The organism is Pseudonocardia sp. DSM 110487 (assembly GCF_019468565.1).
GTDB lineage: Bacteria > Actinomycetota > Actinomycetes > Mycobacteriales > Pseudonocardiaceae > Pseudonocardia.
On sequence record NZ_CP080521.1, the window covers coordinates 1,815,231 to 1,839,846 of the forward strand.

17 protein-coding genes are annotated in these 24,616 nt (G+C 73.1%); 11 read left to right on the plus strand and 6 right to left on the minus strand.

Features of this window, described 5'->3' with window-relative positions:
• Positions 1-91 precede the first annotated feature (91 nt).
• The gene (locus K1T35_RS08280; protein WP_255621699.1) at positions 92-5,746 is read right to left on the minus strand and encodes a carboxyl transferase domain-containing protein; all 5,655 of its coding nucleotides are present in this window, start codon (positions 5,744-5,746) and stop codon (positions 92-94) included.
• Positions 5,747-5,861: 115 nt separating this feature from the next.
• Here K1T35_RS08280 and K1T35_RS08285 point away from each other — a divergent pair, with 115 nt between their 5' ends.
• Together K1T35_RS08285 and K1T35_RS08290 are read left to right on the plus strand one after the other, a co-directional pair.
• Complete coding sequence (locus K1T35_RS08285; RefSeq protein ID WP_255621700.1) at positions 5,862-6,731, plus strand: alpha/beta fold hydrolase; 870 nt, start codon at positions 5,862-5,864, stop codon at positions 6,729-6,731.
• 11 nt (positions 6,732-6,742) lie between these two features.
• Complete coding sequence (locus tag K1T35_RS08290) at positions 6,743-7,108, plus strand: VOC family protein (RefSeq protein ID WP_220259576.1); 366 nt, start codon at positions 6,743-6,745, stop codon at positions 7,106-7,108.
• A gap of 279 nt (positions 7,109-7,387) precedes the next feature.
• On the opposite strand, the gene K1T35_RS08295 is transcribed toward K1T35_RS08290, so the two are convergent.
• A complete protein-coding gene (locus K1T35_RS08295) occupies positions 7,388-7,732 on the minus strand; it encodes an Lsr2 family protein (RefSeq protein ID WP_220259577.1) in 345 nt (114 codons plus the stop codon).
• Between the two features lie 265 nt (positions 7,733-7,997).
• On the minus strand, positions 7,998-9,425 hold the full coding sequence (locus K1T35_RS08300; protein ID WP_370645327.1) for an MFS transporter: 1,428 nt from the start codon (positions 9,423-9,425) through the stop codon (positions 7,998-8,000).
• Positions 9,426-9,650: 225 nt separating this feature from the next.
• Between K1T35_RS08300 and K1T35_RS08305 the strand changes: the two genes are divergently transcribed.
• The 7 genes from K1T35_RS08305 (at position 9,651) to K1T35_RS08335 (ending at position 17,298) form a co-directional block, all read left to right on the plus strand.
• Positions 9,651-10,991 (plus strand): ATP-dependent 6-phosphofructokinase, encoded by a 1,341-nt coding sequence (locus tag K1T35_RS08305; protein WP_370645497.1) that lies wholly within the window; start codon positions 9,651-9,653, stop codon positions 10,989-10,991.
• Between the two features lie 72 nt (positions 10,992-11,063).
• Entirely contained in the window at positions 11,064-11,873 is an 810-nt protein-coding gene (locus K1T35_RS08310) for an MBL fold metallo-hydrolase (RefSeq protein ID WP_220259580.1), read from the plus strand.
• Complete coding sequence (locus K1T35_RS08315) at positions 11,870-12,466, plus strand: DedA family protein (protein WP_220259581.1); 597 nt, start codon at positions 11,870-11,872, stop codon at positions 12,464-12,466. The genes K1T35_RS08310 and K1T35_RS08315 overlap by 4 nt, the downstream gene beginning before the upstream one ends.
• The gene (locus K1T35_RS08320; RefSeq protein WP_220262475.1) at positions 12,466-14,589 is read left to right on the plus strand and encodes a phage holin family protein; all 2,124 of its coding nucleotides are present in this window, start codon (positions 12,466-12,468) and stop codon (positions 14,587-14,589) included. The genes K1T35_RS08315 and K1T35_RS08320 overlap by 1 nt, the downstream gene beginning before the upstream one ends.
• Positions 14,586-15,287, plus strand: coding sequence for an alpha/beta fold hydrolase (locus tag K1T35_RS08325; protein WP_220259582.1), 702 nt, complete (start codon positions 14,586-14,588; stop codon positions 15,285-15,287). The genes K1T35_RS08320 and K1T35_RS08325 overlap by 4 nt, the downstream gene beginning before the upstream one ends.
• 46 nt (positions 15,288-15,333) lie before the next feature.
• Positions 15,334-15,822 (plus strand): MarR family winged helix-turn-helix transcriptional regulator, encoded by a 489-nt coding sequence (locus tag K1T35_RS08330; protein WP_220259583.1) that lies wholly within the window; start codon positions 15,334-15,336, stop codon positions 15,820-15,822.
• A gap of 66 nt (positions 15,823-15,888) precedes the next feature.
• Positions 15,889-17,298: an MFS transporter gene (locus K1T35_RS08335; RefSeq protein WP_255621701.1), complete on the plus strand. Its 1,410-nt coding sequence runs from the start codon at positions 15,889-15,891 to the stop codon at positions 17,296-17,298.
• Positions 17,299-17,304: 6 nt separating this feature from the next.
• Here K1T35_RS08335 and K1T35_RS08340 read toward each other — a convergent pair whose 3' ends face one another.
• On the minus strand, positions 17,305-18,147 hold the full coding sequence (locus K1T35_RS08340; protein WP_220259584.1) for an alpha/beta fold hydrolase: 843 nt from the start codon (positions 18,145-18,147) through the stop codon (positions 17,305-17,307).
• Between the two features lie 136 nt (positions 18,148-18,283).
• Here K1T35_RS08340 and K1T35_RS08345 point away from each other — a divergent pair, with 136 nt between their 5' ends.
• Positions 18,284-19,453: a CaiB/BaiF CoA-transferase family protein gene (locus K1T35_RS08345; protein ID WP_255621702.1), complete on the plus strand. Its 1,170-nt coding sequence runs from the start codon at positions 18,284-18,286 to the stop codon at positions 19,451-19,453.
• Positions 19,454-19,516: 63 nt separating this feature from the next.
• On the opposite strand, the gene K1T35_RS08350 is transcribed toward K1T35_RS08345, so the two are convergent.
• A complete protein-coding gene (locus K1T35_RS08350; protein ID WP_220259585.1) occupies positions 19,517-20,911 on the minus strand; it encodes a S1C family serine protease in 1,395 nt (464 codons plus the stop codon).
• Positions 20,908-22,377, minus strand: coding sequence for a glycoside hydrolase family 3 N-terminal domain-containing protein (locus K1T35_RS08355; RefSeq protein WP_220259586.1), 1,470 nt, complete (start codon positions 22,375-22,377; stop codon positions 20,908-20,910). Before K1T35_RS08355 ends, K1T35_RS08350 begins: the two co-directional genes overlap by 4 nt.
• A gap of 162 nt (positions 22,378-22,539) precedes the next feature.
• Here K1T35_RS08355 and K1T35_RS08360 point away from each other — a divergent pair, with 162 nt between their 5' ends.
• Positions 22,540-24,600 (plus strand): glycoside hydrolase family 36 protein, encoded by a 2,061-nt coding sequence (locus K1T35_RS08360; RefSeq protein WP_220259587.1) that lies wholly within the window; start codon positions 22,540-22,542, stop codon positions 24,598-24,600.
• Positions 24,601-24,616 lie beyond the last annotated feature (16 nt).

Consider the following 24,616-nt stretch of genomic DNA (forward strand, 5'->3'; position numbering starts at 1 on the left):
CGCGGGGGCCGAAGGCACCCCGCCCGCGAGTCGCGCTCTCCGAGCGCGCGAGTCGGGCGCTGAGTGCAGGCGAGTCGGGCTCTGAGTGCGGTCAGCGCTGGGTGCCGGCCTTCTCCATCCCCCGTCGCACCGCGTCGGCCAGGTACGGGCGCAGGCCTGTCGCGGGCACGATCACGTCCACCGAGCCCACCCGCTGGGCGCGTTCCACGCTGTGTGCGGCGTCGAACTCGTCCGCGACCTGTCCCAGCACCTCCGCGCGCACGCCGGGGCGCAGGGTCGCGAGCTCGTTGGTGAGCCGCGCGGCCTCCTCCTCGGCACCGTTCTGACGGGCCTCGGCGATGCGGGCCTCCAGGTCGGCGATCCTCGGATCGGCTGCCGTGCGCTTGTTGACCTCCCCGGCGAACACGACGGCCGCGGCGGGCGCGCCACCGATCACCGACGCGTAGGAGCCCTCGACGGCCGCGACCTCCATGTTGTCGTTGAGCGTTCCGCTGAACACCACGAACGCCCCGCCGTGGTAGCGGGAGACCACGCAGAACACGATCGGGCCGTCGAAGTTGACGACCGCCCTGCCGATCTCGGCGCCGTACTCCAGCTGCAGCTGGCGCAGCGACTCCGGCGAGCCGTCGAAGCCCGAGAGGTTCGCGAGGATCACCAGCGGGCGGTTGCCGCTGGCGGCGTTGATGCCGCGGGCCATCTTCTTCGACGACTTGGGGAACAGCGTGCCCCCCGTGAACGTGGTCGGCCCGTCCATGGGCAGCGGCCCGCGGCGGGGCAGTGGCCGGGACTCGACACCGATCAGGGAGATCGGCTGCCCGCCCAGGTGCGCGTCGAGCACCACGACGCCCTCGGCGTCGATCATGTCGACCCACCGCTCGAGCGTGGGGTGGTCGGCGTCGGCCACCGCCTGCAGCAGCGAGCGGATGTCGAACGACTTCTTGCGCTCGGGGTTCGCGTGGAAGATCTCCCCGACGGTCGTGAAGTCGCAGCCGGGCCCCGAGTGCGGCGAGTCGGAGATGTCCCGGTCGACGGGATCGGAGGTGGGCGCGGGCCGCGGGAACCGTTCGCCCGGCGCGCGGTAGGTGTGCTCGTAGTGCGCGAGCAGTACGTCGACGGCGCCGGACAGGTCCGGCGCCCAGTACTGCGCCTGCCCGTTCGGGCCCATGATCCGGTCGTAGCCGCCGATGCCGAAGTTGTCCTCGGCGGAGACGCCGCCGGAGTAGTCGAGGGCCTGCTTGCCGGTGAGCACCATCGCGCTGTCCGGTGTCATCACGAGGATGCCCTTGGTGTGCACGAGCATCGTCGCCTCGGCGTTCCAGTACGGCTGGGCGCCGACGTTGATGCCGGTGACGACGACGTTGATCTCGCCGCCCTCCTGCGTGAACTCGACGATCCCGCGCAGTGCCCGCGCGATCCAGTCCATGTTCTCCACGCCGGAGTCCATGGCGATCTTCGCGCCGGCCGACACCGCGAACCACTCGATCGGCGCGTCCAGCCGCCGTGCCAGCTCGATCGCGGCGAGCACGCGGGCGCACTCCGGCTCGGCGAGCGCGCCGAGGGCCTTGGTCGGGTCACCGATGAGCACGACGCGGGTCATGCCTTCCGGGTAGCGCCGCGTCGGCGTGGTGACGGTGCCGAGCACGATGTTGGCCGTGTTCTGCCCCGGCGGCCGTTCCACGACGGTGGGCGCGCCGTCGGGTCCGAGGTCGTACTCGGTGAACGTGCCGAGCTGGCCGCCGCGGTCCGGGTTGCGCTGCAGCATCGGCACCAGCTCGTACGGGTAGACGGCGCCGCGCCTGCGGGCCCTGATCACCTTCTGCGCGTACGCGTCCAGCTCGCGCATCGGCTCCGTGGGCGGCTCCGTGACCTGGACGGTCAGGCCTGCGCCCGGCGGACGCGACATCCGCAGGAGGTACTCCTTGGGCTCGCCCGTCCCGGCACCGACGTGGCGGAACTGGACGACCACCTGCTCGAGGCCCAGCCCCACCGTCCGCGGGGCGAGCACGTGGACCACCGAGTCGAGCTCCTCGAACGGCACGTCGACCACCGGCCAGACGTAGAGCAGCACCCGGTTCCAGTCCAGGCGCGCGTCCTCGCGGCTCGCGGCGCGGGCCGAGCGGACGGCCTCCAGACAGGAGTCGAGCACCTGCTCCAGCTGGGGCAGGGCGCGGATGCGGCCCTTCCCGTCGCCGTTGCGCAGCACGGTGAGCTCGCGGACGTCCGACAGCGCGATGAGCCGCTTGTCGGCCGGCACGTTGCGGCCGACGGCGCGGAACAGGTGCACGTCGATCGGCGAGGGCAGGCGGGTGAGCTCGAAGTCGGCGAGGCGCCACAGCCCGAGCCGCTCGGCGACCATCGGGTGCACGCCCCGGAGCGTGCGGTCCTCGACCGGACGCCGGTCAGGGCCGGCCGCGAAGGTGAACCACGCCGACCGCTCGTCGCCGTGTGGGCGGCGCACCGCCACGGCGACGCGGGCGAGCCGCTCGGGCAGGCGCCCGAGCATGGCGCGGATCTTCTCCGCGGAGCGCTCCGGGTCGGAGTCGGGTGCCTCGCCCGCGATGATGTAGAGATCGAGCAGCACGGTGCTGTGTTCGGGTAGCTGCGCGATGATGCGGCGCAGGTCGCCCTGCACGGTCATCGGGTCGCCCCACGCCGGTGCGTCCGGCGCGGTGTGCACCGTGGTGGCGAGCACCGTGAGCTCCCGGCCCTCGTGCTCGTAGCGCGCCGACAGCAGCGGGCGGCCGCCGCGGTCGGTCACCTGCAGGTCGTGCAGGGTGCGGATGCGGTAGTAGCGACGCGTCATCACCTCGAGCATCGCGGCGTGGTGCTGCGCGCCGAACACCCCGAGGATGGGCTCGCCCGCGGACACGATGGCGTCGATCTGGCGGGCTCGTTCCGCGGGGTCGTCGGACAGCCGGTCCAGCTCGGCCCGCACCTCGCCCTGGCCCGCGGCGCGCTCGGCCGCGATCAGCGGCGCGTCGAACAGGGTGTAGCGCACGCGCCGCGCGAGGCCGCCCACCACCGGGTGCCGCAGCTGCGTGGCCGTGACCAGCCGGTCGAGCATCCGCTGGTAGTCGGTACGCGCCGAAGGCGGGAGCGAGTCCGGATGGCTCAGCCGCCACTGCAGCAGCTCCAGCACGACCGGCACGTGCGCGGTGGCCCGGCGGTGTGCGAGGAACATCCGGTAGAGCCCGCTGTGGAGGGCGTCGGCCGAGACGCTGTCCGACGGCGCCAGCTCCGGCACCCCGTAGTGCCCGAGAGCCCGGCGCAGCTTGTCGCGGAACGACTCAGGCAGGCCCTCGGCGTCGGCGTCGCGCGAGCGCAGGAACGCGTACAGGTACTCCTGCGGGTTGCGGGCCTCCTCACCGGCCGGGTCGACCTGCTGCGTCTCGTCCTCGGGGCCGCGGCGGTTGCGGGAGAGCGCGCAGAGATCGGCGAAGATGCGCAGCACGGCGGTCTCGCCCGCGAGCACGCCGGGGTCGTCGGGGGGCAGCTCGGCGCGGGCGGCGGAGAGCGCGGCCAGCAGCGGCTGGGCGTCGCGCTCGTCGATGTCGTAGCCCAGCACCAGGAAGCGCAGCGACCGGAGCGCGTCGGCGGCCCGCGCGGCCGCGTCGGTCCCGGTGACGGGCGGGCCTGCCAGTTGGGCGAAGTCGGCCCGCTCGCCGGTCACCGCCCCGCCCGCGTCGCTGTCGGGTTCGAGGCGGACCAGCTTGGTGCCGCCGTCCACCTGGGTGTTCGGCGCAACGAGCACCTCACGCACCCGGCCAGTGACGGGAGCCCGCAGGGCCGTCTCGAGCTTCATGCTCTCCACGACGGCCACGACGGCGCCCGCCTCGACGGCGTCGCCCGGCGCCACCGGGATCGAGACGATCATCGCGGGCGCTGGTGCCCTGACGAGGCCCGCCTCGCCGCCGGAGATCCGGTGCACCGCGCCGTCGACCTCGACGAGGAAGTCCGAGCCCTGCGGCACCGAGAGCACCGTGAACGAATGGCCCGCGACGGTGAGCTTGCGCTCGAACCGCCCGGTGCGCTCCGCGTCGACGTCGACGGCCTTGCCGTCGAGCTCCACGTGGTAGCGGGTGCCGCGCGACTGCGCCACTCGCAGCCGGTACGACTCGCCCGCGGCCCGCACGTCCACCTGGTACCAGGTCTCGTGCCCGACCTCGGGGCGTCCGCGCTCCGCGGATGCGAACAGCCGCTCGCGCTGGCGCGCCACGTGCGCGTCCTGCGCTTCCACGGCCGTGGCGAGCAGCGCGACGTCAAGGCGCCGCGGGGGTTCGTACCCGCCCGCCATCATCGTGTCGAGCCACGTGGTGTCGAGGCGGCCTTCCCGGACCTCGGGGCGGTCGAGCAGGTCGAGCAGGAACGCCTTGTTGGTGGTGCCACCGTCGATCACGGCCGCCGTCTGTTTGAGGGCGCGGGAGAGCCGGGCGCGCGCCTCGTTGCGGTCGCGTCCCCACGCGATCACCTTGGCGATCATGGAGTCGAACTGCGGCGGGATCACGTCCCCGGCGGCCACCCCGGTGTCGACACGGACGCCGGGGCCGCTGGGCAGGGCCAGGTGCTCGATCCGGCCCGGTGCGGGGGCGAAGCCCTCCTCGGGGTCCTCCGCGGTGAGCCGGGCCTCGATGGCGTGCCCGCGGGCAGGCGGGGCTTCGGGCGCGATGTCAGCGAGCTTGCCGCCGCCGGCGACATGCAGCTGCAGCTTGACGATGTCGACGCCGGTGGTGGCCTCCGTGACCGGGTGCTCCACCTGCAGCCGCGTGTTGACCTCGAGGAACGACAGCAGCCGCTCGCGCGGCTCGTACAGGAACTCGACGGTGCCCGCGTTGACGTAGCCTGCCGCCTGCACCAGCCGCGCGGCCGAGGAGCGCAGCAGCTCCTCCTGCTCGGCGTCGAGCGCGGTGGAGGCCGACTCCTCGATCACCTTCTGGTTGCGGCGCTGCACCGAGCAGTCGCGCACACCGAGCGTCCACACGTCGCCTGCCGCGTCGGCAACGACCTGCACCTCGACGTGGCGCCCGCCGGGGATGGCCCGCTCGAGGAACACGGTGGCGTCGCCCGCGGTCTTCGACGCCTCAGAGCCGGCCCGCTCGAACGCGTCGGCCAGCTGGTCAGGGGAGTCGACGCGGCGGATGCCGCGCCCGCCGCCGCCCGCCGTCGCCTTGATCATGAGCGGGTACCCGATCCGCTCGGCGTGCTCGCGGGCCGCGGCGAGGTCGGCGACCGGCCCGTCGCTCCACGCGGCCATCGGGACGCCGACCTCTTCGGCGAGCAGCTTCGACGCGATCTTGTCGCCGAGCCGCTCCATCACCTCGGGCGACGGCCCCACGAACACGATCCCGAGCTCGCGGCAGAGCCTGGCGAACTCGGCCTTCTCGGAGACGAAGCCCCAGCCGGGCCACACGGCGTCGGCGCGGGCGGCCCGCAGCGCGCGCTCCAGCTCCGCGTAGTCGAGGTAGGGGCTCGTGGCGAACGCCTGCTCCGGGTCCTCGGGGCCGATCAGCACCGCCTCGTCGGCCTCGCGGACGAACATGGCGTGCCGGTCGACCGCCGTGTAGAGAGCGATCGTGCGCAGTTGCGCGGCCCCGTTCTCGTCGGCCGGCCCTGCGCCGTCCGAGCTCCGCTCGGCGCCGTCTGCTCGCGATCGCGAGCTCCGCTCGGCGTTCCACTCGCGCACCGCGTGGATGAGGCGCATCGCCGGCTCGCCGCGGTTGACGATGGCGACCCGTTGGAACTGCGTCACGATCTTCTTCACTCCCGTCGCTGGTGGCCCGGTGCACCGTACGCCGCGCCCACCCAACTCGACGCCACCCGCGTCGCACAACCGACAGGCGGGGGACGCCGGGCAGAATGTGGCGGTGGTCAACAGCTCAGTGCGCACGGCGAACAGGGACGGTCTGACGTTCGACGTGCACGAGCTGGGTCCGCCGAGTGGCGATCCGGTCCTACTCCTGCACGGGTTCCCCCAACGTGGCGACTCATGGCATGCCGTCGCCACCCGGCTCGCCGATTCGGGCTTCCGGACGCTCGCCCCCGACCAGCGGGGGTACTCACCGCGCGCCCGTCCGGCGGGGCGAGGCGCCTACCGGCTGGGGGAGATGGCCGACGACGCGCTCGTGGTCGTGGACCAGCTCGTCGGCCCGGCCGCGCGCGTGCACCTCGTCGGGCACGACTGGGGCGCCGCGGTCGCATGGCGGCTCGCGGCGCGCCACGGCGAGCGCATCCGGTCCCTGACCGCCGTGTCGGTGCCCCCACCCGCGGCCTACCTGCGCTCGCTCTTCACGACGCGGCAGGGGCTCGCGTCCTGGTACGTCTACGCGTTCCAGCTGCCCTGGTTGCCCGAGCGGCTGCTCGCGGCGAAGGGCGGGCCGTTCTCGCGGCGATTCGTGGCGGCACTGCGCCGCACCGGCCAGTCCAAGGAATCGGCGCAACGCGACGCCGCGGGCCTCGCAGACCCGGCCGCACTCACGGCCGCGATCAACTGGTACCGCGGCATGTTCTCCACGCCTCCCGGCGAGTCCGACCCGCCGGTGCGGGTGCCCACCCTGTTCGTCTGGAGCGACGGCGACACCGCACTCACCCGGCAGTCCACCGAGCTCGCGCGGCGGTACGTCGCGGGGCCCTTCCGGTACGCAGAGCTGCGTGGTGTGAGCCACTGGATCCCCGACGAGGCCCCCGACCAGCTGGCGGAGCTCATCCTCGACCACATCGGGGAGCACCCGGCATAAAGTGCCGCCCTATGGAGATCCTCTCCGGACGAGTGTTGCTGCGGCCCGTCGACATGCAGCGCAGCCTCGCGTTCTACCGCGACGTGCTCGGGCTCGCGATCGCCCGCGAGTTCCCCGGCGGCACGGTGTTCTTCCTCGGCGGCAGCTTCCTGGAGCTCTCCGGGAGCGCAGAGGCGCCTGCCGGCCCCGCGGTCGCGCTCTGGATGCAGGTCCGCGACCTCGCGACCGCCCACCGGGAGCTGGCCGACCACGTCGTGCGCGAGCCGCGGCAGGAGCCGTGGGGGCTGCACGAGATGTGGATCACGGATCCGGACGGGACGCGGATCGTGCTGGTGCAGGTGCCGGAGGACCACCCGATCCGCCGCGACCCGCGCTGAGCCACGTCGCGATCGACCGGCGGTAACCGTCGGAACCGGTGGTCGAGTAGCGCCGGCCATCGTGGCCGGCGCAACTCGTTGGCGTTCCCGCGAGGACCTGCCGCGGGCTGTGCCAGATCTACCGCAAGGAACCTTGACGCTACGAACTGCGCCCAGACGCCATCAAAGGCGGTTGCCCGCGCGCGATCCGCGCATGCAGACGTGACGAAAAATGCTCGGCAACTCCCGGCGAGCCGCTCGGGGAATCAAGGCCGCCAGGTGCGGGGCCGGAGGCCGGTGTCAGTGGGCGGCCTTGAAGGCATCCAGGACCGATGCCGAGAGCCGGCCTCGCTCGGAGACCTTCAGTCCCTGCTTCTGCGCCCATTCCCGGATCGCCTGGTTCTGTTCCCGGTCCGTGCGGGGGGCCGGACGCGCCGCGGGGCCGGCGGCAGGGGCGCTGCGGCGGCGGCCACCGTTGCGGCGGGCCGCCGAGATGTAGGGGGCCAGCACGTCGCGCAGCTTCTGGCTGTTCGACGACGACAGGTCGATCGCATACGACTTCCCGTCGACGGTGAACTCAACCTGCTCATCGGCGTTGCTGCCGTCCAGGTCGTCCACGAGAGTCACGGTCGTCTGCGTTGCCATTACGTCCTCCACGATCGAGTCATCCTGATTCCGGCCACGGCGCCGCGCACGTTCGGCAGGCGCCGCGATATTAGCGCGGCCGATTTCTCGCAGCGTAGCATCGACCGCGAATGGTGCAGGGAACTACGCGCGCCACACACTCGAACTTCCCGCGTCCTTCCCATGGAATGACACGAGGCGCTGTCCACGCCTTCGGTGCGTCTCCCGGTTTGGGCTTGCCCGTTCACCCACTCACGGGAGCGGTCCGCTGCGGCTTCTTTGATTATCAGGCGGCCCGGGCGGCGCTCGCTCTGCTGGTGGTGGGGAGGGTGTCGGCCGTCTCGGCGCGCGGGGTGAGGGCGGCGATCGCGGCGCCGAGGACGGCGGCGCCCGCGGCCGCGAGGTAGATCACCGTGTACGCGGCGGCGGCGGGCAGTGTCTGGCCCGCGACGGATGTCGTCAGGCCGGTGGCGATCGCCGCGACGAACGAGCTGCACGATGAGGTGCCCAGCATCCGCATGAGCGTGTTGAGGCTGTTGGCAGCGGCGGTCTCGCCGGGCGGCACCGCGTCCATGATCAGCAGTGGGATCGCGGAGTAGGCCAGTGCCGCGCCGATCGCGGTCGTGGTGGACGCCGCCACGATGAGCGGGAGGGCTCCTGGGAGCGTCGCCATCAGGACGTTGCCGAGTGCGAGGATCGTCGCGCCGAGCACGAGCGTTGTCCGCGCGCCGCGGCGGCGCGAGACCCGGGCCGAGACCGGCGAGAAGATCGTCATGGCCCCGCCGATCGGCAGCAGCACGAGGCCCGCCGCCACCAGCGACAGGCCGAAGCCGTACCCGGTGGCGGTCGGCGCCTGCAGGATCTGCGTCGTCACGAGGAAGCCCGCGAACATCCCGAAGCCGATCGCGATGGACGCGACGTTCGTCCACAGCACAGCGGGACGGGCGGAGACGCGTAGGTCGACGAGCGGGCGGCGGGATCGCAGCTCCCACGCGACCCACAGCGCGAACAGGACGCCTGCCGCCACGAGCAGCCCGAGCACGGCCGCGCTGCCCCAGCCCCACTCGTTGCCCTTCGAGATCGCGAGCAGCAGGCAGACGAGCGCGGCCGACATGCCCATCGCCCCCGCCAGGTCGAACCGGCCCCCTGAGCGCAGCGGCGACTCCCGCACGACGAGTAGCACGATCAGGAACTGCACGGCGCCGAGCACCGCGGCCCCGGCGAAGAGCCACCGCCAGCTCGCCTGCTGGGCCACGAACCCGGTGAGGGGCAGCCCGATCGCCCCTCCGATGCCGAGCGACGAGCTCATCAGGGCTATCCCGCTGCCCACGCGCTCCGGCGGGAGCACGTCGCGCATCACACTGATGCCGAGGGCGATCACGCCCATCGCCACGCCCTGCAGCGCTCGCGCGGCGATGAGGACGCCGATGTTGGGTGCGGCCGCGCCGAGCGCCGACCCCACCGTCACGACGCCGAGCCCGACGAGCAGCATCCGCCGCTTGCCGTACATGTCGCCGAGGCGTCCCATGACCGGGGCGCAGACGGCGGCGGCCACCAGTGTCGCCGTGACCAGCCACGCCACCGTGGCCGGCGAGGCCGACAGCAGGCGTGGGAACACCGGGAGCAGCGGGACGACCAGCGTCTGCATCAGCGAGACGGCCAGCCCGCACGACGCGAGGACGCCGATCACGGCCGTCGGGCGGGGGGAGCTCACCCCATCAGGTGAGCACGGGATAGTTGGCATTCGCAAGCATGTGGAATCGGGAACACTCCCGGTAACGGGGTGGCCTCGACCGGCCATGGAAGGCATCCTGTACCGGTCAAGAGGGCCACCGTCCCCATCGCCGCGGCGTGGTCGACCTTGCCTCCGATGCTTGGGAGCGCCGTGAGCACCGCCTTCTCCGACGAGTCCGACGGGACGGGCCACGAGGCCTCCGTCGTGGAGTTGCCTCGCCTCGAGCCATCACCCGATCTCACGATCAGCACGCTGGGAACGGCCCGCATCACGTCGCCCATGGTGACCCTGCTGGACGCGACCCGGACCACGGAGCACTACATCAACGAGCACGACCGCGTGCTGCTCGACGACACCCTCAGCGGCATCTCCTCGCGCGGCGTGGCGCCGGACCAGCTGCCGGGGATGGAGCCGTGCGGGCCGCGGCGGAAGATCTTCTTCGACCCGGCGAAGACCCGCGCGGCGATCGTCACGTGCGGCGGGTTGTGCCCCGGCCTCAACGACGTGATCGCGGGCATAGTCCGCACGCTGACCTATCACTACCGCGTGCGCCGCGTGGTCGGCGTCCGCAACGGCTACCAGGGCTTCGTGCCGCGCTACGGCCACGACGTCGTCGACCTCACCCCGGAGTCGGTGCGCGACATCGCGACCGACGGCGGCACCGTGCTCGGCACCTCCCGCGGTCACCAGGATCCCGAGGAGATCGTCGACTGCCTCGAGCAGCTGCACATCAACATCCTGTTCGTGGTCGGTGGCGACGGGTCGATGCGCGGGGCGATGCAGATCGCGCGCACGATCGCCGAGCGCGGCCTGCTCATCGCGGTCGTCGGCATCCCGAAGACGATCGACAACGACATCCCCTACATCGACCAGAGCTTCGGCTTCCAGACCGCGTTCAGCCTGGCCAGCGACGCCATCCGGGCCGCGCAGGTCGAGGCGAAGTCCACGGCGAACGGCATCGGGCTGGTCAAGCTGATGGGGCGGCACTCCGGTTTCATCGCCTGCTACGCGGCGCTCGCCCGCAGCGGCGCCGACGCCGTGCTGATCCCGGAGGTCCCGTTCGCGCTCGACGGCGAGCACGGCTTGCTCTCCCACGTGCGGCGGCGGGTGTCCGAGCGGGGGCACGCGGTGGTGGTCGTGGCCGAGGGCGCTGGTCAGGAGCTGCTCGGCGGGGTCGACGACGACGAGCGCGACGCGTCCGGCAACGCACGCCTGCAGGACATCGGCCCGTGGCTGCGGCGACGCATCGCCGACCACTTCTCCGACGCGGGCATCGAGACCTCGATCCGCTACATCGATCCCAGCTACGCGATCCGCAGCGTGCCGGCCAACCCGTACGACTCCGTGTACTGCGTGCGGCTGTCGCAGGCGGCGGTGCACGCGGCGATGTCAGGGCGCACCGAGATGGTGGTGGGGCGGTACCGGCGGCGCTTCGTGCACATCCCGATGCGGGAGGCCGTGAGCAGGCGCAACCAGGTCGACCCGCACGGCGACCTGTGGATGGCGGTGCTGGAGTCCACCGGCCAGCCCGCCCGCTTCGGCTGACACCCCTCGTGAGTGGATACGCGAGCCATAGCGCGCGTATCCACTCACGACCGGGGCAGTGATACTGGGCGCATGCCAGGGCTCGCGATGCGCTTCCTCGGCCACTCCACCGTGCGGCTGGAGCTGGCCGGGTCGGTCGTGCTCACGGACCCGGTGCTCACCGGCCGCGTCGGACCGCTGCGCCGGATCAGTCCCCTGCCGGAGCGTGCCCACTTCGCCGACACCGACCTGGTGCTGCTGTCCCACCTGCACAGCGACCACCTGCACCTGCGGTCGTTGCACATGCTGCCGCGCACGGCGCGCGTCGTGGTGCCGAGGGGCGCAGGCCGGTGGCTGCGCGGGCGGGGGATCCGCAACGTCGACGAGCTCGCACCGGGCGAGGAGCTCGAGCACGGCGCCTTGCGGGTGCACGGGGTGCCTGCGGCGCATTCCGGGCACCGGTTCGGGCCGCGCTCCACCCACGGGCCGCAGGCCGCCGCGATGGGGCACCTCATCGAGGCGGGCGGCCGCCGGGTCTACGCGGCAGGTGACACCGACCTGTTCCCGGGCATGGCGGGCTTCGGCCCCCTCACCGCCGCACTGCTTCCCGTGTGGGGGTGGGGCCTCTCGCTGGGGCCCGGCCACCTGGATCCGCACCGCGCCGCCGAGGCCGTCGGCCTGCTGCGCCCGCGGGTGGCAGTGCCGGTCCACTGGGGCACGCTCGCCGTGAGCGGGCTGCCGGCGCTGCCAGGGCGGATCGGCGCCCGGATGCGCGGGCTGCTCGTCGAGCCGCCGCACCGGTTCGCGGCCGCCGTGGCCGCGGCGGGGGAGCGCACCCGGGTGCTGGTGACCGAGCCGGGTGCCGCGGTCGCGCTGGACGGGGCACGGCCGGTGGCGCGATGACCGGCTGGACTGACCCGTCCGCGCTCGGCTACTCCGCGCTCTTCGGTGGCGTGCTGATCGGCTCGATCGTCCCGATCGTGCCCACCGGTGCCGTCGTGGGCGCCGCGGCCGCGATCGCCGTCTCCAACGGCAGCATGTCGCTCCCGCTCGTGCTGCTGCTGTCCGTCGTGGGCGCGCTGCTCGGCGACTTCGCCACGTTCGCCGTCGCGCACGCGGGCAGCTCCGCAGCCCAGCGGTGGGTCACGGGGCGCCAGTCGCCGGAACGGCTGGCTGCGGCGCGGGCGCAGTTCGAGCGCCGGGGTGGCGTCATCATCGTCATCGGGCGGTTGATGCCGGCCGGACGGATCCCCGTGCTGCTCGCCGCGGGCGCGCTCGAGTACCCGTGGCGGCGCCTCGTCCCGGCGGCAACCCTCGGCTGCGTGCTGTGGGCGATCGCCTATGCCGCGCTCGGCGTGCTGTCCGGCGGGCTGTTCGACGACCCGGTGCTGGCCACGCTGCTCGCGGCGCTGCTGGTGCTCGTGCTGGCAGGGGTCGGCTCGCTGGTGTCCGCGTGGCTGCGGCGCAGGCGGGCCCGCTCGGGGGCGGTGCGGTGATGGCTCCGGCGGGAGGCGGTCGGCTCGTGCGCGGCGGGCGCGTGGTCGCGCGCGTGCTGCTCGTGTGGGTGCTCGCGGTGGGCGCCCTGAACCTGCTCGACACCTGGCTCACCGGCTTCTCGATGCCCGAGTGGTGGCAGCCGACGGTCTGCGCGCTCCTCTTCGGCCTGCTGAGCGCGGTGGTGTGGCCGCTGGTGCTGCGCGTCGCGCTCCCGGTGGCCGTGTTCACGCTGGGCATCGGCTCGTTCCTGCTGCTCGGCGTGGGTGTGCTGGCGATCTCGTTCGCGGTGCCCGGCGTGGTGGTCACCGACCTCGGCACCGCCATGGTCGTGGCCGTCGCGGTGGCGGGGCTCGGGTCGGTCGTGAGCAGCGTGGTCGGGCTCGACGAGGACGAGCTGTTCTTCCGCCGCGCCGCGCGCCGAGGCGCTCGCGATGGCACGGCCTGCGACGACACCATTCCGCCGGGCGTGCTGATCCTGCAGGTCGACGGGCTCGGCATCGACACGCTGCGGCGCGCCGTCCGCACCGGCGACATGCCCGCGGTCGCCCGCATGCTCGACGACGGCAGCCACCGGCTCACCCCGTGGCACACCGACTGGAGCTCGCAGACCGGCGCCAGCGTTTGCGGGATCCTGCACGGCGACAACGACGACATCCTCGGGTTCCGCTGGTATGAGAAGGACCGCGACCGCGTCATGGTGTGCTCCAGCCCGGAGGACGCCGCGGAGATCGAGCGCCGGCACTCCGACGGCCGCGGCCTGCTCGCCGTCGACGGTGCGGCGAGGGCGAGCCTGTTCACCGGCGACGCCGCGCACACGAGCCTCACGATGAGCGCGTTGCCGCTGATCAGCGGGGCGGGCAGGCGCGGTCGCGGCCGGGACGGCGTCGGGGCGGGCTACTACGCGTACTTCGCCAACCCCGCCAATGCGCTGCGCACGGGGGTGGGCGCGCTGGTCGACGTCGGGCGGGAGATCTCGGCGGCGGTCCGGCAGCGCCGCGCCGGGGTGTGGCCGCGGGTGAGCCGGGGCGGGTTCTACCCACTGGCGCGCGCGGGCACCACGGTGATCGCCCGCGACGTCGTCGTCTCCGCGATCACCGAGGACATGCTGGCCGGCCGGGCCGTGGTGTACGCCGACTTCATGGGCTACGACGAGGTGGGCCACCACTCCGGCATCGAGCGGTTCGACGCTCTCGCCGTGCTGCGCGGGATCGACCGGCAGATCGGCCGGCTGCACCGCGCCACCCAGCTCGCGCCCCGGCGCTACCAGATCATCGCGCTCTCGGACCACGGGCAGACCCAGGGCTGGGCCTTCGCCGATCGATTCGGCGAGTCGATCGAGGCTGTGGTCGGGCGGCTGTGCGGCGAGCCGCAGCCGGACCCGCGCCGCGGCTCGCACTCGGAGTCGAGCCGCCCCGCGGAGAGCTGGCCGGTCGACGCCGTGCTCGCCGAGGCGTCGTCCGGCGGCGGCCCGATCGCGCGCAGGCTGCGCGCCAGGGTCGAACTCGCCGGTGCCGCCGCCGACCGCAGGCGTACACCGAGCGGTGCACCGGGTGCGGTGACGCGGGTCGCGCCCGGGGTCGTGGTCGTCGCGTCCGGCCACCTCGCGATCGTGTCGTTCACCGAGCACGAGGGCCGGGTGGAGCTCGAGACGATCGAGCGCGAGTTCCCGGAGCTGCTGCCCTCGCTCGTCGACCACCCCGGCGTCGGGTTCGTGCTGGTGCGCAGCGCCGAGTTCGGGCCCGTCGTGCTCGGCCGCGACGGCCTGCGCAGGCTCGCTACCGACGTCGTCATCGGGGACGACCCGCTCGTGCCCTACGGCCCGCACGCCGCCGACCTCGTGCACCGCGTCGACGGGTTCCCGCACTGCGGCGACGTCATGATCAATAGTCGCTACGACCCGGGACGCGACGAGGCGTCGCCGTTCGAACCGCACGTCGGTTCGCACGGCGGGCTGGGCGGGTCGCAGTCCCGCGGCTTCCTGCTGCAGCCGGCCGACCTGCCGCCGCCCGGTGAGATCGTCGGCGCGGAAGCACTCCACGAGGTGCTGCGCGGCTGGCTCACACACCTCGGCCACCCGGAGCCGTCGGCAGACCGGACGAGCGTGCGAGGATCCGCCGTGTGAGCGATCCCTTCGTGCTCGTCCACGGTGCCTGGCACGGCGGATGGTGCTGGCGGCGAGTGGCCCGGCTCCTGCGGGAGGCGGGGCACGAGGTGTTCACCCCGACGCTCACCGGCTTCGGTGAGCGGGCCCATCTGCTCAGCGCCGACATCGGCCCCGACACGCTCGTCCAGGACGTCGTCGGCGTGCTGGAGACCGAGGAGCTCACCGACGTGGTGCTGGTCGGGCACAGCTTCGGCGCGCTCGTCGCGCTCGCCGTCGCGGAGCGGACCCCTGAGCGCGTGCGGCGGGTCGTGCTGCTGGACGGGCTTGTTGTGGAGGCGGGGGAGACCGCGTTCGACGGGCTGCCGCCGGAGTCGGCTGCGGCGCGCAAGGCGGCGGCCGAGGCATCCGGTGACATCGCGTTCCCGCCGCCAGGCGGCGCGGCGTTCGGGCTGGCTGATCCCGACGACATCGCGTGGGTCGAGCGCAGGCTCACCCCGCATCCGGTGCGCACATACGCCGAGCCGTTCCCGCTGCGCGCCCCGCTCGGCGGCGGCCGGCCCGTCACGTACGTCGCGTGTACCGATCCCGCCTACCCGGCGGTCCACTCCGCGCACGCGATCGCCCGGCGCGAGGGCTGGGAGTTCCGGGAGCTGGCGAGCGGGCACGACGCGATGATCAGCGCGCCCGAGGCGACGGTGGAGGCCCTCTCCGGCTAGTTCCGTTCAGGATTGTTCTGTTCCGGATCGTCTGTACCCTGACTGCATGGACACGCGCAGCGACGACGAGATCCGGGCCGATCTCTCCTACCTGTTCGACAAGGCGAGCCAGGCGCTCGCGGCGCGGATGGGCACCGTGCTGGGCGAGCTGGGCATGAGCGTGCGCGACTACTGCGTGCTCGCGAAGGCGGGCGCCCACGAGCTGACGCAGGGCGAGCTCGGCGAGCTGGCGTTGCTGGACAAGACGACCATGGTCGTCACCTGCGACAAGCTCGAGAAGGCCGGGCTGGCACAGCGCACGCCGTCGCCCGCGGATCGCAGGGTGCGGATCGTCCGCACCACGGAGGCGGGCGACGAGAAGGTCGCGAAGGCGCGCGGCGTGATCGACGACCTCTACGCCGAGGTGCTCGGCGTGCTCCCTCCTGAGCAGCGCACGGCCCTGCTGGACGCGCTGCTGGCCCTCGTCACCCACGAGGGTCCGCTGTCCGCCGTCGAGCCCAATCCGCACGCACCGCGGCGGAAGCGGGGCGCCTGACCGTCCCGAAACAAGCGATCCCGATTGGGATTGTCTGTTAAAAAACCATCTGCTACGGTCCATCTTATGATGAGTTCGACCGCTCCTACAGCCCGCTCCGCACCCTCGCGCTGGCTCGCGCTCTCGGTGCTCTGCGGCGCGATGCTCATGATCATTCTCGACGGCACGATCACCACCGTCGCGCTGCCGGTTCTGCAGGCCGAGCTGGGCTTCACGACGGCGGGGCTGGCCTGGACGGTCAACGCCTACCTCGTGCCGCTCGGTGGCCTCCTGCTGCTCGCCGGGCGGCTCGGCGACCTGTACGGCAGGCGCCGGATGCTGCTCAGTGGGCTCACGCTGTTCGTGCTGGCCTCGCTGCTCTGCGGGATGGCGATCGACGCCGGGATGCTCATCGCGGCCCGGTTCGTGCAGGGGGTCGGGGCCGCGATGGCCTCTGCGGTGGTGCTGGGCATGGTCGTCGCCCTCTTCCCGGAGCCGGGGGAGCGGGCGCGGGCCATGGGCGTCTACGCGTTCGTCGGCGCGGCAGGGGCCTCCATCGGCACCCTGCTCGGCGGCGTGCTGACCGACACCGTCGGCTGGCGGTGGATCTTCCTGGTCAACGTGCCGATCGGGGTCGCCGCGGTGCTGCTCGCGCTGCGGTACGTCGCCGCCGACGGCCCGGCCGACCGCTCGGCGCGCCCCGACGTCCTCGGTGGGCTGCTGGTCACCGCGGGCCTGGTGCTCGCGGTGTTCACGATCGTCGACACCTCGGCGCTCGGCGTGCGGCTCGGGATGGCCGCGGTCGCCGTGGCCCTGCTCGTCGGGTTCGTCGCGCGCCAGCGGCGGGCCGCCGAGCCGCTCGTGCGGCTGGGCATCTTCCGCTCCCGGGCGCTCTCCGGTGGCAACGCCGCCCAGCTGCTGATGGTGGCGGGGATGCTCGGCTTCCAGTTCACCGCGGCGCTGTACCTGCAGCAGGCGCTCGGGTACACCCCGGCGCAGACCGGTTTCGCGCTGCTGCCGATCACGCTCACGATCGCGCTGGTGTCGCTGACCGCGTCGGGCCGGCTGATCGCCCGCTCCGGGGCCCGTACGGTCCTGCTCGCAGGCGAGATCCTGCTCGTGGCCGGGCTGCTGCTGCTCACCCGTCCGCCGGTCGGCAGCTACCTGGTCGACGTGCTGCCGTCGATGCTCGTGCTCGGCATCGGCGCGGGGCTCGCCCTGCCCGCGGTCACCACGCTGATGATGTCCGACGCCTCGCCCGAGGATGCCGGGCTCGCCTCCGGCCTGGCGAACACCAGCCAGCAGGTCGGCGGCGCGCTGGGTACGGCAGTGCTCGCCGCGCTGGCCGCGGCAGCCACCGACGCCGCCATGGCGTCGGGCGCGACCGTGACCGAGGCGCTGACCAGCGGCTACCAGCTCGCGTTCTTCACGAGCGCACTCGCGGTGGCGGCGGCAGGGGCGGTCACGGTGACGGTGCTGCGCCGCGACCGGCCCTGACGCCGGTCAGGCCACCGACGTGTGCCGCACGATCTCGGGGATGGCGACGTCCCATGCCACCCTCGGGATCTCGTGCCCGGTCCGTTCCATGGCCACCAGCCGGGCGCCGGGGATCTCCCTCGCGAGTGCGCGCCCGTGCTCGTACGGGAACAGGGGATCCTCGGTGCCGTGCAGCACGAGCGTCGGAGCGCTCACCTTCGCGAGCTCGTCCCGGGAATGCCCTCCGCCCTGGGCGATGAAGTGGTTCCCGGCCGAGGGCATGTTGGTGGAGCGGTCGTACGCGCGGCTCACGAGATCCCGCATGGCCTCCTCCTCGAAGGGCCGTGAGGCGGCCGCGAACCGGCGGGCGTCCTCGACGAGGTAGTCGATCACCGACTCCCGGTCGGACCAGTCCGGTTCGGCGATCCCTCCCGAGAACGCGGCCTGGAGCTCGGGGCTCATCGAGGGGAGATCATCGCCGGCTCCCGGGCTCGTCGAGATCAAGGTGAGTGAGGAAACCCGGCCGGGGTGGTCGAGCGCAAGGCTCTGGGCGATTCCACCGCCCATCGACATACCGACGATGTGCGCGCTGGCCAGGCCGTACGCGTCGAGCAGTCCCACGGCGTCGTCCGCGAGATCCTTCCCGGTGTATCCGGGAGCGCCCGGTTCGTACGCGGTCGACTGGCCGGTGTCCCGGTGGTCGTACCGGATGACGAACCGTCCGGCGGCGGCGAGGCGCTCGCAGAACTCGTCCTCCCACCAGTCCATCGACGCTCCACCGCCCATGATCAGCAATATGGCGGGGTCGGCGGGGTCACCGAAGCTGTCGGCGGCCAGGGTCACGCCGTTGGTCTGAACGAGTCGCATCATGCCGATGACATTAGAAGTGACGGTGCATCAAGAAAAGCGATTGCTTCCGATCAAAACGATCGCTGTTTGCAATAGCTTGATGTCGGGCGCCGGCTCCGACGGCCGCTGCAACGAGCACCTTCCTAGGATCTGCAGCGTGAGCAATGCCAACGACATCGTCGACGGAAGTCCGGTCAGCGGCCCCCTCTCCGGAGTGCTCGTCGCGGACTTCTCCCGCATCCTCGCCGGGCCGTACGCCACGATGCTGCTCGCCGACCTCGGCGCCACCGTCATCAAGGTCGAGGGCCCTGGCACCGGGGACGACACCCGTACCTGGGTGCCGCCGACCAGCGAGGACGGCACTGCCACGTATTACCTGTCGATCAACCGGAACAAGCGGTCGATCGTGCTCGACCTCGCCGACCCGGCCGACCTCGAGATCGCGAAGCGGCTCGCCGCCCGCGCCGATGTCGTGATCGAGAACTTCAAGCCGGGCGGCCTTGCGCGGTTCGGGCTGGACAACGCCTCGGTATCGGCGGCCAACCCCCGGATCGTCTACTGCTCGATCAGCGGCTTCGGCACGGCGGGCGGGGCGGCGCTGCCCGGGTACGACCTGCTCGTTCAGGCGACGTCCGGGCTGATGAGCCTCACCGGCGACGCCGACGGCCCGCCCTACCGCGCGGGCGTCGCGGTGTTCGACGTGATCACCGGGCTGCACGCGGCGCTCGCGATCCTCGCCGCGCTGCACCACCGCGAGCGCACCGGCGAGGGGCAGAAGGTGGAGACGAACCTGCTGTCCGCGGCCCTGTCCGGCCTGGTCAACCAGACATCGGCGGTGTTGGCGGGCGGGGTGGTGCCCGGCAGGCTCGGCAACGCCCACCTCTCGCTCTTCCCGTACGAGCCGCTGCCGACCGGCGACGGCGAGCTGATCGTCATCGCCGGCAACGACGGCCAGTTCCGCAAGCTCGCCATCGCGATCGGCGCCCCCGAGCTGCTCGACGACCCGCGCTTCGCCTCGATGGGGTCGCGCAACGCCCACCGCGACGAGCTGCGGCCCCTGCTGCTCGCGCGGCTGGCCACGAAGACCGCGCAGGAGTGGTTCGACATCCTCGCCACCGCGGGCGTGCCGTGCGGCCCGATCAACACGATCGACGATGGCATCGCCCTTGCCGAGCGCCTTGGCCTGGACCCGGTGGTGGAGCCGGGCGGCGTCCCGAGCGTCCGCAACCCGGTGACGTACTCGGCGACGCCGCCGTCCTACCGGCGGCCGCCGCCCGCGCTGGATGCGGACGGCGAGGAGATCCGGGAGTGGCTCCTGTCGGAATGACAGGAAAGCCACATTCAAGGCCTGCAAGGCCCTGAATGTGGCTTTCCTGAACTCAGGGAGCGGTCAGTTGCCGCCGCCGAACGGGTTGCCGAAGGGGTTCTGCCCGCCGAACGGGGTGCGGCCGCCGCCGCTCGGGCTGGTCGTCGCCGCCTGGTCGGGCTGGCTGCCCAGCGTGACATTGACCGTGCGCTCGGCGCCGCCGTTCGTGACGGTCAGCGCGACCTGCTCGCCGGGGGAGTGTGCCCCGAGCCGGGCCATGAGGTCCGCGAAGTCGGCCACCGGCGCGTCGCCGACCTTCGTGACGACGTCGCCCTCCCTGAGCCCAGCCGTCTCGGCGGGCGAGCCCGGCTGCACGGCCGCGATCTGCGCGCCGTCGTCGCTGTTGGCGGCGATGCTGCCCTGCACCCCGAGAACGGGCTTGGTGGCTGCGCCGGTGTTCATGATCTCCTCGGCGACCCGGCGGGCCTGGTCGATCGGGATCGCGAAGCCGAGCCCGATGCTGCCGGCGTTCTGGCCCGTGGTCTCGATCGCCGAGTTGATGCCGACGAGCTGGCCGTCGAGGTTCACCAGCGGGCCACCGGAGTTGCCCTGGTTGATCGGGGCGTCGGTCTGCAGGCCGTTGTAGACGACCGCCTGGCCGTCCTCGCCCTGCACCGTGACCGTTCGGTCGAGGGCGCTCACGATGCCGGTGGTGACGGTGCCGGTGAGGCCGCGCGGCGACCCGATCGCCACGACGGGCTGGCCGACCTGCAGCGAGTTGCTGTCGCCGATCGCCGCCGGGGTGAGCCCGGATGCACCCTGCACCCGGATGACCGCGATGTCGTAGCTCGGCGCGCTGCCCACGACCGTGGCCGGGTGCTCGGTGCCGTCCTGCAGGGTGACCGAGAGCTGGCGGCTGCCGGCCACGACGTGGTTGTTGGTCAGGATGTCGCCGTTCGCGGTGAGGACGACGCCGCTGCCCTCGGCCTCGCCCTGCGCCAGCGTGGCGCGGATGTCGACGGTGCTGGGCAGCACCGTCTGGGCCGCGGCTGTGACCGTCCCGGGCGCGGCGTTCACGGCGTTCGAGCCCTGCGGCGACGACGAGAGCGTCGTGCCGCCGAGGCGGTCGCCGAGCAGCGCGTAGGCGCCGCCGAAACCGGCGCCACCGCCGACGAGGCCGGCGATCACCGCGGTGACTACGACCGTGGCCATCCCGCGCTGCTTGCGCGGCTGGGGCGGCATCGTGGCGGTGGGCGGGCCCTGGAAGTGGTCCGGCGGGGGCGGGAAGAACCCGCCGGCAGGCCCCTGCGGCGGCGGGTAAGCGCCCGAGGGGTCGGCCGCGTTGGCCTGCTGGCCGGCACCCTGCGCGGGCGCCGGTCCCGCGGCGCCCGCGTACGACGGAACGGGGTACTGCACGGTGCGGGAGTCACCGGTCGAGGCGTTGGCGTCCCGGCCGTGCTCCCTCTGCTCGTCGCTCATGGCATCGACGATGCGCCTGGATTCTGAGGCTGTCCTGAGGACCACCTGGGAATACCAGTCGAAACCCCTGATCGGGCTATCGATGTGCCCCTGAGCAACTCGACTACGACGTCGGCGTGCGCGCGTCCGTCGCCCCACACCGTGACCGACGGCGCCGGCGGGCGCCAGTCCCCCGGCAGTCCGACGTGCACGGCCACCGCGTCCGGCCGGGCGGCCCGGACGGCGTCGAACTCGGCCGATGGGCCGCGCACCACCAGCACGAGCGGCCGGCCGGCGGGAATGTCTCGGCCCGCCGTCACGGTGGGGTCGTGCCGGCGCAGCGCTTCCGCCACGCGTGGGTCGCCCCGGCCGTCGGCGATGTTCACCGCCCCGCGCAGGTCGAGGACGTGCGCGCCACGCCCGACCCGCACGTCCCCGGCGACCTCCGCGACGCGCCGTACGACTTGTACATCCTCGCCGCCCGCCGCTGCCGGCGCGGTTCGGATCCACGTGGCCAGCTCCGCGACCCGCCGGCCCGCGTCGGCCAGCCGTTCCCGGGGCAGGGTGCCGTCGGCGACCGCGGCGAGCAGCGCGTCGCGCACCTCGCGGTAGCCGGTCTCGTCGTCGTAGCCGTTCTGCGGGTTGCCGATGCACACGAGGTCGACCCCGGCGGCGACGGCGGCGACCGCGCCCGGACCCATCCCGACCGAGGCGGCGATCGCGGCCATGTCGACGGCATCGCTGATCACCACGCCGTCGAAGCCGAGCTCGCGGCGCAGCAGCCGCAGGAGCGGAGGGCTCATCGTCGCCGGCCGGTGGTCGAGCGCCGGGAAGCGCACGTGCGCGGTGAGCACGCACCGGACACCTGCCGCGACCGCCGCGGCGAACGGCGGCAGGTCCCGCACCCGCAGGGTGGCCTCGTCGTCGTCGATCACGGGCATGGCCAGGTGCGAGTCGACCGTCGTGCACCCGTGGCCAGGGAAGTGCTTCGCGGTCGCCGCCGTGCCTGCGCCCTGCATCCCGCGGACGAACGCCGCGACGTGTCGCGCCACGAGGTCGGGGGTGGCGCCGAAGGACCGGATCCCGATCACCGGGTTGTCCGGCTCCGCATTGACGTCGGCAACGGGCGCGAGCGCGAGGTCGATGCCAAGGGAACGGCACCGCGCGCCGATGTCGGCGGCCACCGCCTCGGTGGCGGCCACGTCGTCGAGCCGCCCGAGCGCGGCGGCGCTGGGCCATCCGGAGTTGGGCCACGGGCCGTCCAGCCGCGTGACCGAGCCGCCCTCCTCGTCGGAGGCGACGAGGAATTCGGGGCGCCGCTCGTGCAGGTCAGCGGTGAGCGCGGAGAGGGAGGGGCCGACGTTGCCGCCGAAGAGGCAGACGCCCGCGAGCCCCGAGTCGCAGGCTCGCGCGAGCCAGCCGGGCGCGGTCGTCCCGGTGAAGCCCGGCAGCAGCACCGCGTTGACCAGCTCCTCGTCGCGGCTCACCCCACGAGCCGCTTCCGCGCGATCACGACGAGCACCATAGGCGACCTGCTCGACCGCGATGCCCTCGACCGACTTCTGCGAGGGGTTCTGATCCGACCGGCTCGGGGCTTGTGCGACCTTCTGAAACCGATATCATGAAATCGACTTCAAGCTGGGAGACCGATGACGGTGATCAGGTGGGGCCACGACGCCCTGCTCGTGGAGCTCGCGGCCGAGCCCGACGCCCCCTTGGCGGTCCGGCGCTGGGGCACGTCCGTGCTCGCGCCGGGGCAGCCGGCGGTGGAGATCCTCACGGTCCGCGACGGGCGGGCGAAGGCGTCCCAGCGCCTCGTGCACACCGCCGTCGGACGGCAGCTGCGCCATGTCGGCCACGAGACGGCCGAGGAGCCCGGTGGGATGCACCGGCTCACCGTCCACCTCGCGGGCGCCGGCCTTGCCGTCGACTGGACCCTCACCTCGTACGACGGCGTCGCCGCCGCCACGGCCACCACCACGGTCCGCAACGACGGCGACGCGCCGGTCGCGGTGCTCGCGGTCACCTCGCTCGTCGCCAGGATCGGCTCTGGGGCGGACGGCCTCGACGTCGTCACGGGGGAGAGCGCCTGGCTGGGGGAGGGGCGGTGGCGGCGCACGCCGCTGCGCGCCGCGGCCGTCGACCTGTCGCTGCCTGCGCACGGCGGCGAGCCGCGCAACGCACTCGTCGTCGCCGCGCGCGGCTCGTGGTCCACCGGCGACCGGCTGCCCGTCGGCCTGCTCGCCGACCGGGCGGGCGGTCCGGCGTGGGCGTGGCAGGTCGAGCACAACGGGCCGTGGCGCTGGGAGATCGGTGACCACGTCGCAGGGCCGTACCTCGCCCTGTCCGGCCCGACCGATCTCGACCACCAATTCGCCGCGGTGCTGCGGCCCGGTGAGGCCTTCACCACCGTGCCCGCGACGCTGGCCACCGGTGCCGGCCTCGACGCGGCGGTCGCGGCGCTCACCCTGCACCGGCGCGCCACGTGGCGGCCGCATCCCGACCGCGACCGGCGGCCCGTCGTCTTCAACGACTACATGAACACGCTGATGGGTGACCCGACGACGGACAGGCTCATCCCACTCGTCGACGCCGCCGCCGATGTGGGCGCCGAGATCTTCTGCATCGACGCGGGCTGGTACGACGAGACCGGCTACTGGTGGGACAGCGTCGGGGAATGGTTGCCATCGCGCACCCGGTTCCCGGGCGGTATCGAGAAGGTGCTCGACCACATCCGCGAGCGCGGGATGACCGCGGGCCTGTGGCTCGAGCCCGAGGTCGTCGGCGTCCGCAGCCCGGTCGCCGCGACGCTGGCGCCCGAGGCGTTCCTGAGCCGGTTCGGCGAGCGGGTGCGCGAGCACGACCGCTACCACCTCGACATGCGGCACCCCGCCGCGCGGGCGCACCTCGACGCCGTGATCGACCGGCTCGTGGAGGAGCTGGGCATCGGCTACTTCAAGCTCGACTACAACATCGACCCCGGCCCCGGCACGGACCACGACGCCGACTCGGCGGGCGCCGGCCTGCTCGCCCACAACCGGGCCCAGCTCGCGTGGGTGGAGGGCGTGCTGGACCGCCACCCCGGCCTGGTGCTGGAGAACTGCAGCTCGGGCGCCATGCGGATGGACCCGGCGTCGCTCGCCCGTTTCCAGCTGCAGTCGACCTCTGACCAGCAGGACCCGCTGCGGTACCCGCCGATCGCGGTCGCCGCCCCGCTCTCGATGCTGCCCGAGCAGGCCGCCAACTGGGCCTACCCGCAGCCGGACATGACCGACGAGGAGATCGCCTTCACCCTCTGCACGTCGATGCTCGGGCGGTTCTACCTCTCCGGACGCCTCGACGGGATGAGCGATGCGCAGCGCGCGCTCGTCACGGAGGCCGTCGCCGCGCACCGCGAGATCGCGCCCCTGATCGAGCGGGCCGCGCCGAGTTGGCCGCTGGGGCTCCCCGGATGGGACGACCCATGGCTCGCGCTGGCACTCGACGACGGCGAGTCGGTCCTGCTGACGGTGTGGCGCCGTCCCGGGTCCGGCCCTGCGACGCACATGGAGCTGCCCGCACTGCGGGGCCACGAGGTGGGCGTGGAGCCGGTGTTCCCGCTCGCGCTTTCGAACTGGGCCGTGAGCTGGGATCCGGCGAGTGCCGGGCTCACGGTCGAGGCGGGTTCGGCCGACACGGCCGCCCGCACCGTGCGGCTGCGCCGCCGCTGACCGACCACGGAGGAGA

Bases quoted from the DNA above. Each gene is read 5' to 3' on its own strand.
- K1T35_RS08290 (WP_220259576.1), top strand. From the start codon at position 6,743: ATGGAGATCCTCTCCGGACGAGTGTTGCTGCGGCCCGTCGACATGCAG.
- K1T35_RS08295 (WP_220259577.1), bottom strand. From the start codon at position 7,732: ATGGCAACGCAGACGACCGTGACTCTCGTGGACGACCTGGACGGCAGC.
- K1T35_RS08310 (WP_220259580.1), top strand. From the start codon at position 11,064: ATGCCAGGGCTCGCGATGCGCTTCCTCGGCCACTCCACCGTGCGGCTG.
- K1T35_RS08315 (WP_220259581.1), top strand. From the start codon at position 11,870: ATGACCGGCTGGACTGACCCGTCCGCGCTCGGCTACTCCGCGCTCTTC.
- K1T35_RS08320 (WP_220262475.1), top strand. From the start codon at position 12,466: ATGGCTCCGGCGGGAGGCGGTCGGCTCGTGCGCGGCGGGCGCGTGGTC.
- K1T35_RS08330 (WP_220259583.1), top strand. From the start codon at position 15,334: ATGGACACGCGCAGCGACGACGAGATCCGGGCCGATCTCTCCTACCTG.
- K1T35_RS08335 (WP_255621701.1), top strand. From the start codon at position 15,889: ATGATGAGTTCGACCGCTCCTACAGCCCGCTCCGCACCCTCGCGCTGG.
- K1T35_RS08340 (WP_220259584.1), bottom strand. From the start codon at position 18,147: ATGATGCGACTCGTTCAGACCAACGGCGTGACCCTGGCCGCCGACAGC.
- K1T35_RS08350 (WP_220259585.1), bottom strand. From the start codon at position 20,911: ATGAGCGACGAGCAGAGGGAGCACGGCCGGGACGCCAACGCCTCGACC.
- K1T35_RS08360 (WP_220259587.1), top strand. From the start codon at position 22,540: ATGACGGTGATCAGGTGGGGCCACGACGCCCTGCTCGTGGAGCTCGCG.